The 12,984-nt window shown below is 69.8% G+C and carries 16 protein-coding genes; 8 read left to right on the top strand and 8 right to left on the bottom strand.

All coding sequences use genetic code 11. The features are described from left to right. Window positions 1-62: 62 nt before the first annotated feature. The 3 genes from H4281_RS19800 to H4281_RS19790 are packed head-to-tail and all read right to left on the bottom strand — an operon-like array spanning window position 63 to window position 2,475. Window positions 63-719, bottom strand: a complete 657-nt coding sequence (locus H4281_RS19800) for a response regulator (protein ID WP_182892412.1) — start codon at window positions 717-719, stop codon at window positions 63-65. Further along, window positions 716-1,870 carry a sensor histidine kinase gene (locus tag H4281_RS19795; RefSeq protein ID WP_182892411.1) on the bottom strand — a complete coding sequence of 385 codons (1,155 nt, stop codon included), beginning with the start codon at window positions 1,868-1,870 and terminating at the stop codon, window positions 716-718. Before H4281_RS19795 ends, H4281_RS19800 begins: the two co-directional genes overlap by 4 nt. Next, the gene (locus tag H4281_RS19790; protein WP_182892410.1) at window positions 1,867-2,475 is read right to left on the bottom strand and encodes a DUF1453 family protein; all 609 of its coding nucleotides are present in this window, start codon (window positions 2,473-2,475) and stop codon (window positions 1,867-1,869) included. Before H4281_RS19790 ends, H4281_RS19795 begins: the two co-directional genes overlap by 4 nt. Before the next feature lie 223 nt (window positions 2,476-2,698). Here H4281_RS19790 and H4281_RS19785 point away from each other — a divergent pair, with 223 nt between their 5' ends. Then, window positions 2,699-3,322, top strand: coding sequence for a VC0807 family protein (locus H4281_RS19785; RefSeq protein ID WP_182892409.1), 624 nt, complete (start codon window positions 2,699-2,701; stop codon window positions 3,320-3,322). Here the strand turns inward: H4281_RS19785 and H4281_RS19780 are convergent. Next, on the bottom strand, window positions 3,307-3,753 hold the full coding sequence (locus tag H4281_RS19780) for a MarR family winged helix-turn-helix transcriptional regulator (RefSeq protein WP_182892408.1): 447 nt from the start codon (window positions 3,751-3,753) through the stop codon (window positions 3,307-3,309). The genes H4281_RS19785 and H4281_RS19780 overlap by 16 nt on opposite strands. Window positions 3,754-3,800: 47 nt before the next feature. On the opposite strand from H4281_RS19780, the gene H4281_RS19775 reads away from it, so the two are divergent. Beyond that, complete coding sequence (locus H4281_RS19775; protein WP_182892407.1) at window positions 3,801-4,256, top strand: nitroreductase family deazaflavin-dependent oxidoreductase; 456 nt, start codon at window positions 3,801-3,803, stop codon at window positions 4,254-4,256. Beyond that, window positions 4,253-5,440, top strand: coding sequence for an FAD-dependent oxidoreductase (locus H4281_RS19770; RefSeq protein WP_182892406.1), 1,188 nt, complete (start codon window positions 4,253-4,255; stop codon window positions 5,438-5,440). Before H4281_RS19775 ends, H4281_RS19770 begins: the two co-directional genes overlap by 4 nt. Here H4281_RS19770 and H4281_RS19765 read toward each other — a convergent pair. The 3 genes from H4281_RS19765 to H4281_RS19755 are packed head-to-tail and all read right to left on the bottom strand — an operon-like array spanning window position 5,407 to window position 7,404. Further along, on the bottom strand, window positions 5,407-6,015 hold the full coding sequence (locus H4281_RS19765; protein ID WP_182892405.1) for a CPBP family intramembrane glutamic endopeptidase: 609 nt from the start codon (window positions 6,013-6,015) through the stop codon (window positions 5,407-5,409). The genes H4281_RS19770 and H4281_RS19765 overlap by 34 nt on opposite strands. Beyond that, window positions 6,012-6,908 (bottom strand): NAD(P)H-binding protein, encoded by an 897-nt coding sequence (locus H4281_RS19760; protein WP_182892404.1) that lies wholly within the window; start codon window positions 6,906-6,908, stop codon window positions 6,012-6,014. Before H4281_RS19760 ends, H4281_RS19765 begins: the two co-directional genes overlap by 4 nt. Before the next feature lie 37 nt (window positions 6,909-6,945). Continuing rightward, the gene (locus H4281_RS19755; RefSeq protein WP_182892403.1) at window positions 6,946-7,404 is read right to left on the bottom strand and encodes a MarR family winged helix-turn-helix transcriptional regulator; all 459 of its coding nucleotides are present in this window, start codon (window positions 7,402-7,404) and stop codon (window positions 6,946-6,948) included. A 57-nt stretch (window positions 7,405-7,461) separates the two neighbouring features. On the opposite strand from H4281_RS19755, the gene H4281_RS19750 reads away from it, so the two are divergent. From H4281_RS19750 to H4281_RS19730, 5 genes are all read left to right on the top strand, one after another. Further along, window positions 7,462-7,809, top strand: a complete 348-nt coding sequence (locus H4281_RS19750) for a hypothetical protein (RefSeq protein ID WP_182892402.1) — start codon at window positions 7,462-7,464, stop codon at window positions 7,807-7,809. Between the two features lie 73 nt (window positions 7,810-7,882). After that, entirely contained in the window at window positions 7,883-8,797 is a 915-nt protein-coding gene (locus H4281_RS19745) for a 3-oxoacyl-[acyl-carrier-protein] synthase III C-terminal domain-containing protein (protein ID WP_237598249.1), read from the top strand. A gap of 12 nt (window positions 8,798-8,809) precedes the next feature. Further along, window positions 8,810-10,096 (top strand): type III PLP-dependent enzyme, encoded by a 1,287-nt coding sequence (locus H4281_RS19740; protein WP_182892400.1) that lies wholly within the window; start codon window positions 8,810-8,812, stop codon window positions 10,094-10,096. Next, window positions 10,096-10,878 carry a beta-ketoacyl-[acyl-carrier-protein] synthase family protein gene (locus H4281_RS19735; protein ID WP_182892399.1) on the top strand — a complete coding sequence of 261 codons (783 nt, stop codon included), beginning with the start codon at window positions 10,096-10,098 and terminating at the stop codon, window positions 10,876-10,878. Before H4281_RS19740 ends, H4281_RS19735 begins: the two co-directional genes overlap by 1 nt. A gap of 41 nt (window positions 10,879-10,919) precedes the next feature. Continuing rightward, on the top strand, window positions 10,920-11,564 hold the full coding sequence (locus H4281_RS19730) for a LuxR C-terminal-related transcriptional regulator (protein WP_182892398.1): 645 nt from the start codon (window positions 10,920-10,922) through the stop codon (window positions 11,562-11,564). Window positions 11,565-11,633: 69 nt separating this feature from the next. On the opposite strand, the gene H4281_RS19725 is transcribed toward H4281_RS19730, so the two are convergent. Continuing rightward, window positions 11,634-12,914 (bottom strand): sensor histidine kinase, encoded by a 1,281-nt coding sequence (locus tag H4281_RS19725; protein WP_182892397.1) that lies wholly within the window; start codon window positions 12,912-12,914, stop codon window positions 11,634-11,636. Window positions 12,915-12,984: the final 70 nt, after the last annotated feature.

The following is a 12,984-nucleotide window of genomic DNA, read 5'->3' as shown; positions in this document are numbered from 1 at the left end:
GTCGCGGATGCGGCACCGATGCGTCATCGCGGAAAGCGCGAAGAATCCTTGCCGTGCCTGAGTTATCGCTGACGCTGGCCGTTCTGATAGTTGAGTGCGTAGCGGACCGCGTCGGCACGAGAGTGGAAACCGGCTTTGGCGAAAAGGTTGTTGATGTGGGTTTTCACCGTGGCCTCGCTGATGACCAACGCGGCCGCGATTTCCGGATTGCGCAGGCCGTCGCCGATCAGGCCGAGGATCTCCCGTTCACGTGCGGTCAGCGCCAGATCCGGTTCCGCGGGCCGGGCCGGTTTGGCGGCCAGCGCGAGCAGCCGCCGCTGCACCTCGGGCGCGAGCACGGTCTGGCCCTGCGCCGCGGTGCGCACGGCGTGCAGGATCGTGGTGCGGTCCGCTTCTTTGGTCAGGTACCCGCTCGCGCCCGCCTGCAGCGCGGCCAGGATCGATTCGTCGTCGTCGAACGTGGTGAGCACGAGAACGGTGGTGTCCGGCTGGGTTTCGCGGATCTTGGCGGTCGCGCCTACCCCGTCCAGGACCGGCATGTTGAGGTCCATCAGCACGACGTCCGGACGGTGTTCCTGCGCCGACTTCACCGCTTCCGCGCCGTTGGTCGCGGTCGCGACGACGTTGACGTCCTCGGCGAGGTCGAGCATGACCGCGAGCGCTTCGCGGACAGTCGCCTGGTCGTCGGCGACGACGAGGGTGATCGGGCGGTCGGTCATCGAGGCAGCTCCAGTTCCACGGTCCAGCCGTCGCCGGCCGGGCCTGCTCGCAGGGTGCCGCCGAGCAGGGCGGCCCGTTCGCGCATCCCGACGAGCCCGACCCCGGACCCGCCGGCCAGTTCGGCGCGCAGCGGTTCGGTCGCGGGCCCGTTGTGCACGGTCAGCCTGACATGATCGGCCGCGAAGGCCAGCCGGAGGCTGCGAGCCGCGCCCGGCGCGTACTTGGCCGCGTTGGTCATCGCCTCCTGCGCCGCCCGGACCATCGTGTGCGTGGTCTCCGGGCCGACCGCGCCGGCTTCGCCCTCGACCACGAACTCGGCCGACGCGTGGTCGGCGAGTTGGCACAACGTCTCAGACAGCGGCAAGGTGTCTTCGCGCAGCGCGTGCACCGCGCGGCGGGTCTCGCTGATCGAGTCGACGGCGATGGCGCGGGCCTTGCGCACCGCGGCGGCTGCCTCGTCGTCGCGGCCGCTGTCGCGCAGTGCGTCGGCCATGTCCAATTGCAGGGCGATCCCGGAGAGCGAATGACCGAGGACGTCGTGAATCTCGCGCGCGATGCGGCCGCGTTCGACGAGTGCTGCCTCGCGGGCTTCGGACTCGCGGGCGCGCTGCGCTGATTCGGCGGCGAGCTGGGCGTTGCGGATGGCGTCGAGACGGTCGTGGTGCGAGATGCCGACCGCGACCGGCAGGCCCACGGTCAGCGGTACCCACACCGGCCACACCGGGAAGCCCGGCGACAGCTCTCCGACCGTCCAGGTCGCGGCGACCGCGATGACCGCTCCGGCGACCGCGATGGTCACCGCGGCCCGGCGGGACGCGAGCTTGATTCCCGAGGCGGACGCGGCGACGAACGGGAACATCGCGGCGAACGTTCCGTGCGCCAGCGGCAGGAGCAGCGCGCCGAACAGCATGTACGCGCCCATCACGGTGATCTGCCGGTTCTCGGCGATCCGGGCCCAGGGCAGCAGCGAGACGATCCCGGCGACCGACACGAGGACGAACAGCGCCAAGGCCAATGGCCGGTACGCGATGGTCGCGTCCGGCCATTGAACCGCGGTGCAGGCGATCGCGGTGAGGACGAGGAGGGGCTGGATCAGGTCGTCCCGGTGCTGCCCGAGACGGGACAGCGACCGCTGGTCCGGCGTGCTCATGGGACCAGGTTCCTCCTCGTCTGGCCGGCGTCGTGCGCGGACTGAGTGTTCCACTCGGCGGGGCGGCCGGTGAGGTTGCGCTGGATGTTGTCCAGCATCGGCGAGGTCTTGCCCGGCGCGCCGTCGCTGCCCTGGGTCCACATGACCTGGTGCCCGGCGCGCAGTGCGCGGTAGAGCACGACCAGCCCCTCGGCGAGGATGCCGGCTCCGATGGTGAGCAGCATGCTGTTGGAGACGCCGCCCGCGTCCTGCGGGTCGAACGCGTCGAGCGCGAGGTTCACGCCGATCTTGACCACGATGTTCGCCACCCACAGCCCGACGGTGACCGGCGTGTAGCGGACGAAGGCGGTGCCGTCGCGCCGGGAAATCCGGACGCTGACCCCGCGCAGGACGCCGAGTACGACGCTGATCGCCGCGGTCCCGACGAGGAAGACCAGCGAGGCAGCGGTCTTCACCTCGCCGGACACCGTGCTGAGGCCGACGACGGACAGGATCGCGGGCAGGATGAGCATCTGCTTGGCCTGCGCGGGTTCGCCGATCAGCCGCCGCACCATCAGGTAGCCGACCGCCGCCACGATCAGGACGATTTCCACGGGACCGCTCATGGGTTGTTCCTGCCTTTCGAGTTCGTTCCGATGCCGAGAAAACTACGGCGGAACGGCGGCGGAGTCGTGAGGTGCGCGGCGTATCCGCGGGTGGAGAAATCCCTCCACCCGGCCCTGGATTTCTCCACCCGGGATACGCCCTCGGCCGCAAGACGGCGGCGGGCGGCGACCGTAGCGTTTTCCGTGCGAATCCCAGCAACCAAGCCAAATCGGGGAGTACGGCATGACCACGCACGCCCGCACGATGATCACCACGCTGTTCCTGGACGTCGGCCTGTCCGTCGTCGCCTACTTCGCCGCCAACCTGCTCGGTGCGAGCGCGTACGTGTCGCTGCTGATCGGCACGATCGTCGCCGGAGTGCGGACGGTCTGGGTCGCGGTGGCGCAGCGGCGGCTCGACCTCTTTTCGTCATTCCTCATGCTGCTTTTCGGCCTCGGCCTCGGGCTGAGCTTCCTCACCGGCGACCCGCGAATGCTGTTGGCGAAGGAATCGGTGACCACCTTCTGCGCGGGCGTGGCTCTGATCGGCAGCTGCGTGCTCAACCGGCCGCTCGCGTACTACGCGGCACGACGCTTCGCGCAGCAGGCCGGCGGCGAGCAGCAGCGCGAATTCGAGGCCGCCGCGGGCGACGCGACATTGCGGCGGCGGTGGTATCAGGTCTCGTTGGTGTGGGGCGTCGGGTTGACCGCCGATTCCGTGCTTCGCATCGTGGGCGTCTACACGCTGCCGTTCGACACGGCGGCGGCTTGTTCGCAGGCGTTGATGGTCGTCGCGTTCGCGGGGTTGATCGGGTGGACGCTGCTGACCCGGCGGCGGGGCGAGCAGGCGGTTCAGCGTCCGTCGTAGTTGCGCATCGCCGCCGCGACGTCGTCGAGGAAGGACAGGACGACCGGGACGTGTTCGGGCTCGAGCCGGTCGGTGATGGTTTCGATTTCGCCGAGCAGCGGACCCAGCGCGTTCCGGACGTCCTCGCGGGCGTGGCCGGTGGCTTCGAGGTGAACCCGGCGCCGGTCGGCCGGATCGGCGTGGCGGGCCAGGTGCCCGGCGGCGGCGAGCCGGTCGACCAGCACGGTCGCGGACGCCGAGGTGATGCCGAGCCGGTTGCCCAGTTCGCCGGGCCCGAGCGGCTCCGGACTGGAGACGACCTGGTCGAGGGCCTGCACGTCGGTGACCCGAAGCGACAGCTTGCGCGCCAGCGCCGCCTGCATGCCCCGGCCAGCCTGCAACAGCCGCCGCACCGCCAGGGAGATCTCCCGCGCCGCCTCCTTGTCCGCCACGGCCGAATATTAGCTAGAAATTCTAGTCGTGGGCTACACTAGGGCATATGGCTAGAAAATCTAGCGAATTGGCCCAGGTCAACGCCGGGATGGCGCGGAAGCTGCTCGCCGCCGAGCCGGATCCGGTCCCGGAGGGCGGTTACGGGCTTCGCGTGCTCGAAACGACCGGACGCCGCAGCGGCGAGGCCCGGCAGACGCCGCTCGGGGTGCTCCTGCTCGGCGGCACCCGCTACCTGGTTTCGCCGGATGCGAACCGCGACTGGGTGCGCAACCTCGTCGCGACTCCGCAGTGCCGCGTTCGGGCGGGCGGGGTCGACGAAAACGTTTGCGCACAGCCGGTCGACGGCGCCGACGCGGTGTCGGTGATCTCGGCTTACCTGAACGCGGTGCGGGCGCCATGGGCGCTCGCCGCGTTCCCCGTCGGTCCCGCCGCGTCCGCGGCCGAAATCGCGGCGCGGCTGGATTCGCTCGCGGTGTTCCGGCTCGAACCGGGGGCGAAATGACGGACGTGGTCGTCGTGGGCGGCGGGCCCGGCGGGATGATGCTCGCCTACCTGCTCGGCCGCGCCGGAATCCCGGTCACGCTGCTGGAGGCGCACCAGGACTTCGACCGCGACTTCCGCGGCGATTCGCTGCACCCCTACACCCTCGAACTGCTCGACCGCCTCGGCCTGGCCGACCGGCTGCTCGCCCTTCCGCACCACAAAGCGCGGTTCTTCCGCTTCCACACTCCGGCCGGGTCGATCACCACCGCCGACTACGGCAAGCTCTCCTCGCCGTACAACTACGTCGCCCTGATGCCGCAGGCGCACTTCCTTGGCTTCCTCGCCGCCGAAACCGCCGCCCTGCCGAGCGCGAGCGTGCGCACCGGAGCCAAAGTCGTCGACCTGAACCGCGACGACGACGGCCGGATCACCGGTGTCCGCTACCGCGACGACACCGGAACCCACGACCAGCCCGCCGCGCTCGTGGTCGGCGCGGACGGCCGTTTTTCCCGGATCCGCCGCCTGGCGGACGCTCCCGCCCGCTCCCTCGGCGCGACCACCGACCTGCTGTGGTTCCGGCTGCCGCACCGTCCCGATGACCCGCCGGACGCCGACGTCGACCTCTTCTTCGGACGGCACCACTACGTCGGCCTGCTCGCCGGGACCAGCGGCTGGCAGGTGGGATACAGCCTGCCCAAGGGCGGCTACGCCGAAGCCCGCGAACAGGGCGTCGGCCCGATCCGGACATTCCTCGCCGAGCAGGTGCCGTGGCTGGCCGACCGGGCCGAGTTGCTGACCGATTTCGGCCAGACGACCCTGCTGTCGGTCGACATCTCCCGGGTGGAGCGCTGGTGGCGGCCGGGTCTGCTGCTCATCGGCGACGCCGCGCACGTGATCTCGCCGGTCGGCGGCAACGGAATCCTCATGGCGGTCCAGGACGCCGTCACCGCGGCCAATCACCTCGTGCGGGATTTGTCCGACGCCGCCCTCGCGCGGATTCAAGCCGAACGCGAACCCGCGATCCGGCAGGTGCAGGCACAGCAGGTCCGGCTGGAACAACGGGCCGCTCGCGCGAGGGAGCGCGGTCGTCCGGCCGCTCCTCCGTATCGGTTGCTGCGCCTGCTCACCGGCATCCCGGGCGCCCGCGCCCGCGCCGCCCGGGCCAACGCCTACGGACCTGCTGCGCCCGTGCTGGAATCCTGAGGCGGGAAAAGCCGGGGCAGGAAGCCGATCATCAACGCGGACCAGGTCACGTGCGTCAGCAATGGTGCTTGCACGCCGCCGCCCCGACGGCGCTGCAGCGTGAAGAGCGTTCCCATGGTCGCTGACGCCAGCACCAATGCCGGATTCCGCGTTGCCGTCGTCGAGAGCACGTACAGCGCGGTCGATTCTCGCGCCCCGAACGCGTCGTAAAGCGCGCCGCGGAAGAAAACCTCTTCGGCGGCGCCGGTTACGAGCGCGGTTGTCACGACCGTCGGCGTCGAACCGTGATGGGCGTGGCCGAGCACGCCGGTGATTGCCCGGCGCAGCAACGGAATCCGGCGAGCGACCAGCGCGCAGCCGTAAAACACCCCGAACGCGCCCGCGCCCGCCAATACCGGCTGCACGACGCCGGTGCGACCCCGTGGCACCGGCCCGGCCGCGCGCGCTCCGGCGAACCAGGTCGCCGCGACCGACGCGGTCAGCGCGTGAAACCGGCGCGACCCCGGCTTGCTCGCCAAGGACGCGCCGAGCAGCCCGGAACCCGCCGCGGTCACCGCCGTCAGGAACGCCTTCACCTGGTCCGCCGTTGCCGCGCTCGTTCGCCCAGTGCTTGCAGCACGGCGTCGTTGTAGCTCGTCGGCTCGAATTCGACGATGCGGCGGATCGCGTCGTCGCGGACGACGACCTCGTTGCCCATCGAGTCGATCAGCGCGCGGCCGGTCGTGGCGTCGATGTCGGTGACCAGCGAAAGCCAGTAGGACGACAGCCGGGGCGTGAGCAGCGGGACCGGCACGATCGCCAGCATCCTGCCCTCGATCACCGCGACACGCTGGAGCATGTCCCGGTAGGTCAGCACTTCGGGGCCGCCGATGTCGAACGTCCGGCCCTCGGTCTCGGGATGCTCCAGCACGCCGGCCAGGTAGCGGACGACGTCGGCGAGCGCGATCGGCTGCGTGCGCGTGCTGACCCAGCGCGGGGTGATCATCGCGGGCAGGCGTTCGACGAGCTGGCGGGTCAGCTCCCACGACGTCCCGCCGTGCCCGATGACGATCCCCGCGCGCAGCACGGTCACCGGCACCCCGGTCTCCGCGAGCAGCCGTTCGACCTCGCGCCGGCTGGCCAGATGCGCGGACAGCGAGTCGGCGTCGTCGCCCAGACCGCCGAGGTAGACGATCCGGCGCACTCCCGCTTCCGCCGCGGCGCGGGCGAACGCGCGGGCCGCGTTGGCGTCGCGCTTCTGGAAATCGGTGCTGTCCAGGGAATGCACCAGGTAGTAGGCGGCTTCGACGTTCTTGAGCGCGTCCCGCAAGGAACCGATGTCGGCGACATCGCCGTAGACCGGCTCCCCGGCGCCGCGGTACTGCTCGGGACGGCGGGTCATGGCGAGCACGTCGTGCCCGGCGTCTTTCAGCGCCGGGCACAACCGTTTGCCGACGAACCCCGAGGCCCCGGCGACCAGTACGCGCATGCTTGCGACGGTAGCCGGGAGAGCGGAATTCCGCTGATCACCGCGGCCCGGGGCGCTGCCGGTCCGTCATGAGCCCTTCCATCAGCCGCGCGAGCGCCTCGTCCAGCTGGCCGCCGAGCCGAGCGCCGAGCCGAGCGGCCAGTTCGGCGTCGACGGCCGCCGCGCGCGAACCCGTCTCGGCCAGCAGGGATTTCCCCGCCTCGGTGACGGTGAGGATGTGCTTGCGCCGGTTGGCCGGGTCCCGCTGCCGCTCGATGAGGTCGCGCTGCTCCAGCTGGTCGGCCAGCCGGACGACCAGGCTGGGGCTCACCCGCATGAGCCGGGCGATGTCGTCCTGGGTCCGGGCGAAGCCCTGGTCGACCATGGCGAGCGTCCCGAGATGCTTGGGCGTCAGCCCGCTTTCGCGCAGGTGCTCGGCGAAGTCGTTGGCCAGGTCGGTGCCGAGCACCATGAGCCGGAAGGCCGAGGTCTCGGGCAAAGAGCTGTCGGTCGCCACGCCGGTACTCTATCATCCGTGAACAGTTCAAACTGTAAATAGTTTATGAGTGAGGTAATGATGATCGTCTTGGCGGTGGCCAATGCCGTGCTCGCGGCGGTCAGCGTTGTTTTCGCGGTGGTGGCGGCAGTGCGACCGGCGGCGTTGAGCCACAGCGAGGTGCCGACGGACGGCGAGAAGTTCTACGGATGGATGTACGCGGTCAGAGCCGTGCCGCTGGGCTGTGCGGCCGCGGTCGTGCCGCTGATCTGGTCTGGACCAGTCTGCGCGGTGGTCCTGATCGCGGCCGCGGTCGCGCAGGCAGGCGACGTCGCAATCGGGGTGACCCGGCGGGAACGGGGCATGATCGCGGGAAGTTCCGTGGTGGGCGCAGTGCATGTGCTCACCGCTGTCGTGCTGTGCTGAGCGAAGCGGGCTGAAAGCCGCGCGTCAGCGTCACGTCAGTGCCGGTTGGGACGCTGTCGGGGTGACGTGCCTGATGTCTGTGTCCAGTTACCTGCCCGCCGCGGTGCCGATCGCGACGCTGCAGGACGCGCTCGGCCTCACCGACGCCCAGTTGCGCAGGCTGCATCGCATCTACGGGTTGTCCGAGGTTTGCCGGTCGCCCGAGTCCGAGGCCGAGATGCTGCTCGGCGCGGTCGCGAAGCTCGACGGGTTCGCCGGAGTCGAGGAACGCGTCCGCTATGTGCTGCGGCCGAAAACGGTGCCCGCGGCCTCGCCGTTTCCGTTCGATCCGCTGGCCGAGGTGCAGCAGCGGCTGGGACTCCGGAACGCACTGGCTTTCACGGTTGCTGATCACGCGTGCGCGTCCGGGCTGCTGGCCCTCGACCTCGCCGGCGCGCTGCTCGAACAGGACGGCGACCCGGACGCGCTGGCGTTGATTCTCGCAGGGGAGAAGGCGTTCACCCCGGCCGCGCAGATCATCCCGGACGTCGCGGTGATGGGCGAGGGGACCGCTGCGGTGCTGGTCGCCCCTGGCGGGCAACGGGATCGGCTGCTCGGCTACGCGACGACGACGCTCGGCGGCCCGGGCGGCGAGGTCATCACGAACGAAGAGCAGAACAAGGTCTTCCGGCAGATTTATCCGGACGCGCTGGGCGACGTCACCCGCGCCGCGCTCGAAGCCGCCGGGTGCGCGGCGAGCGATCTCGCGCTCGTCCTTCCGCACAACGTCAACAAGGTTTCGTGGATCCGCGCGGCGGAGGCGATGGACGTGCCGCGGAAACGGATCTTCCTCGGCAACGTCCCGCGCACCGGCCATTGCTTCTGCGCGGACCCGTTTCTCAACTACCACACCGCGTCCCGGCTCGGCCTGCTGAACCCGGGCGAGCGCTACCTGATGGTTTCGGTCGGCCTCGGCTCGACGTTTTCCGCGATGGTCTTCGAACACTAGGAGCAGAACCTGATGAGTACGGAACTCGAGATCGAGGGCGTCGGGATCACCGAGCTGGCGGACCGTTACGGCACCCCGCTGTTCGTGTACGACGGCGGCGAGCTGGCCGGCCGGATGTCCCGGCTGCGCCGCGAACTGCACGACAGCATGGAAGTCTTCTTCTCGCTGAAGTCGAACCCGAACGTGTCGATTCTGGCTGTGCTGCACGACAATGGGGCCCGCGCAGAAGTGTCGAGCCTCGCCGAACTGCGCACCGCGCGCCGTGCCGGAGTCGAGCCGCGCGACATCATCTTCCTGGGCCCGGGCAAGAGCAAGGCGGAACTCGAAGCCTGCCTGGACGAGGACATCGCGGCGATCGTCTGCGAATCCTTCGGGGAACTGGCGTTGATCGACCAGCTCGCTGCGGCGCGCGGAGTGCGGGCGCGGGTGGCGTTGCGGGTCAATCCGAGCTTCGCGGTCAAGGGCTCCGGGCTGACGATGGGCGGGAAGCCGCGCCAGTTCGGCATTGACGAGGAACAGCTGTTCGCCGCCGAGGACCTGGTTTCCCGGCACGCGAACGTGAAGATCATGGGCGTCCAGGTCTACATGGGCACGCGCATCCTCAGCGAGGAATCGGTGGTGGAGAACACCACGCGCATCTTCGCACTGGCCGAGCAGCTGTCCGCACGGCTGGGCTTCGGGCTCGACCTCGTCGACGTCGGCGGCGGGCTGGGCGTGGCGTACTTCGACGGGGAACGCGACCTCGACCTCGATCTGCTGACCTCGCGGCTGAACCCGGTGATCGACGAGTTCGCCACGCGGCATCCGGACACGCGGCTCGTGATGGAGCTGGGCCGCTACCTCACCGCGATGAGCGGCACTTACGTCGTGCGCGTCCGCTACGTCAAAACCTCGCTGGGACAGAATTTCGCGGTCGCCGACGGCGGCACCAACCACCACATGGCCGCGGTCGGCATCGGCTCCTACGTCAAGCGTGATTTCCCGATGCGGCTGCTCAACCGGATCGACGAACCGGCCACCGAAACCTGGCAGATCACCGGCCCGCTGTGCACCCCGAACGACGTGCTGGGCAAGAAAGTCCCGCTGCCGCCCGTCCGGCCGGGCGACCTGATCGGCGTGGAACGCTCCGGCGCCTACGGTCCGAGCGCGTCGCCGGTGCTGTTCCTCAGCCACGGCTATCCCGCCGAAGTGTTGATCCACGATGGACAGTCCTATGTGATCAGTGAACGGGACCAGCCGGAGGACCTGTTGCGCCGCCAGCACCTGCACCGGCTTCCGGTTCCCGCGGTGGAGGGCTGATGTTCAGTGCCGGCGCTCCTGTGGCGGCCACGCGCACCTCGCCGTTCGCCGTGTTGCCGATGGGGCTGAAAACCGTGCTGCACCGGCGATTCGAGTCCGGCGCCGACCGGCTCGACGGCCCGATCATGACGCGGTACTTCACCGATCTGGCCGCCGGACACGACGTCGGCTACTCGCCGGACCTGGTCGCTCAGGCGCAGGGCAACACGTTCATTTCCCTGGCCCGGGAATTGCTGCACGGCCAGGTGCGCGAGCCGATCGACCTGGTCGTCGTCGCCCACGACGGCCCCGATTTCGACCCGCGGCTGTCCGCTCCGGTCAATCTGACCGCGGTGCTGCCGGGCGGCCCGATGACGTACTCGGTTTCCGGACAAGGGCCGCTCGCCGGATTCCTCGCCCTGCGGGTGGCCGCCGGCTACGTGCGCCGGAAGCCGATGCACCGCGTGCTGATCCTCGTCATGGAGCAGCGAGGAATGCCGTACGCCGGAGTACGCCCGCCAGCGGACGCGGCGACCGCGCTGCTGTTCGAGTCCGGGACCGGTTCCACTCGCGTCGCGGTGCTGCCCGGAATCGACCCGGCCGCCGCCCGGGCCGAGGCCGATCGGCTCGCGCCAGCCGACCGTTACGGACCAGGTTTGACCGGCGGACCGGTCACCGAAGGACGCTCCGCCACCGCCCTGTGGGCCGGACCGCCCGCGGTGCTCGCCGATTACGACCCGATTCGCGGAACTCTGGGAATTTGCGCCTTCGCCCGGGAAAGCGAGCCGTCCGCGCCCCTATAATCAGGAGCGGAACTGCCGCGGCGAAGAAAAGGTGAAGCTCTGTGCGCGTGGTCATCGGCGAAGACCAGTTCCTGCTCCGCGACGGGCTGGTCCGGCTGCTCGAAGCGCACGGGATGACGATCGTCGCGGCGCTCGACAACGGGCCGGATCTGCTGAACGCGCTGGTCACGGAGAAGCCGGACGTCGGTGTGGTCGACATCCGGCTTCCGCCGTCGTTCACCGACGAGGGCCTGCGCGCGGCGATCGAGGCGCGCCGCCAGGTGCCCGGGCTGCCGGTGCTGGTGCTGTCGCAGTACGTCGAACGCTTGTACGTCAACGAATTGCTGGCCGACGGCGCGGGCGCGGTCGGCTACCAGCTCAAGGACCGGGTGCTCGACGGCGACCATTTCGTCGATGTGCTGCGCGGGGTCGCGGCGGGCAACACCATGATGGATCCCGAGGTGGTGTCGCGGCTGTTCACGCACAACACGCGCGACCGTGCGCTGGAAAGCCTCACCCCGCGGGAAAACGACGTGCTCCGGCTGATCGCCGAGGGACGGTCCAACAGCAACATCGCCGCCGAGCTGTTCGTCACCGAGAAGGCGGTGTCCAAGCACATCAACAACATCCTGGCCAAACTGCAGCTGCCGGTGTCGGAGGACAGCAACCGCCGGGTGCAGGCGGTGCTCGCCTACCTGCGCCACTGAGCACTCAGCCTGCCGGCCGCAGGGGTGCTTTCACGCACCGGCAAGCCCGGGGAATCCGGGCGGACGCGTTCAGCCGACCGGGCGGCAGGGGATTTCGATGACCACCGAGGTCGGCCCGCCGAGGGGGCTGAGCACGGTGAGGAATCCGTCCAGCGGCGCGAGCCTGCGTTCGAGTTCCCGCAGGCCGGTGCCCTTGGCCGGGTCCGCGCCGCCCTTGCCGTAGTCGGTGACCGTGATGGACAGCCGTCCGCCGGAATGGTGCACGTCGATTTTCCCGGAATCCGCGCCGGAATGCTTCATCGCGTTGTTGAGCACCTCGGAAACGGTGAAATACGCGGCCGTCTCGACGGCGGGCGCGAATCGGCCGGGAAGGTCGACGGTGGTCTCCATCTCGAGCGCCGACTCCATCCCGAGTTCGCGGACCGCGTCGGCGAGACCGCGGTCGACCAGTACCGGCGGCTGGATCCCGCGCACCAGATCACGCAGTTCCTGCAGTGCTTTCACCGAACTCGCCTTGGCCTCTTCCAGCAGGCTCTTCGCGGCTTCCGGCTGCCGTTCGGCGAGTTTGGCCGCCGCGTCGAGCGTCATCCCCATCGCGACGAGGCGGGCTTGCGCGCCGTCGTGCAGATTGCGTTCGATCCGGCGCAGTTCGAGCGCCTGGTGGCCGACCGCGTCGTCGCGCGTGGTGGTGAGGTGCTGGACGCGCTGGGCGAGGACCGTGCTTTCGGACGGGGAAAGGAATTTGGCCGCCAGCGCCGCGTGCAGTTTCAGCAGGTGCGGGGCGGCCCACAGGACGAGCGGGAAATGCAGCAGGCCCAGCACGACCGCGATCCAGGCGACGGCCGGGTTGTCCACCGGCAGCGCCACATACCAATCGCCGAGCCACAAATCGTCCAGAACCGGGTAGAGCAACGGCATCAGCAGGCCGCGCACGCCGTCGGCCACGAGGGCGAGCGGGGCCAGCGTGAGCAGGCAGCCGATCGTGCAGTCCACCAGCAGCCAGGCCGTGTCCCGCCAGGTGGCACGGTCGGCGAGCAACCGCGCGAACACCTGAAAGAACCGGGTTCCCTCGGGCAGCGGGAGGTACGGTTCCGGCACCTCCCGTCCGGTCCAGGCGCCGTGCAGTTTCCGCTGCAGATTGGCGACCGCGCGGACGGCGTAGACCACCGGCGGGATCAGGAACACCCCGACGCCGACGCCCAGCAGGGAAGCGGCGCAGGCCAGCAGCGCGAAAAGCACCACCTCGACCGGTGCGAGCAGGCCCAGCGCGGTGCTGTGCAGCACGGCGCGGCCGCCCCGCGCGAACCAGGGCTTCGGCGCCGCCGGCTCGCGGGCATCGGTGGAGGGCATGTCCCGATTATGTGCTGTTCCGGGCTTTCCCGGCAGGGGTGCTAGGACCCGTCCGGATCGAAGAGTTAGC

Source organism: Amycolatopsis dendrobii, from assembly GCF_014145675.1.
In the GTDB taxonomy this organism is placed as follows: domain Bacteria; phylum Actinomycetota; class Actinomycetes; order Mycobacteriales; family Pseudonocardiaceae; genus Amycolatopsis; species Amycolatopsis dendrobii.
This window is presented reverse-complemented; position numbering and strand designations above follow the sequence as displayed.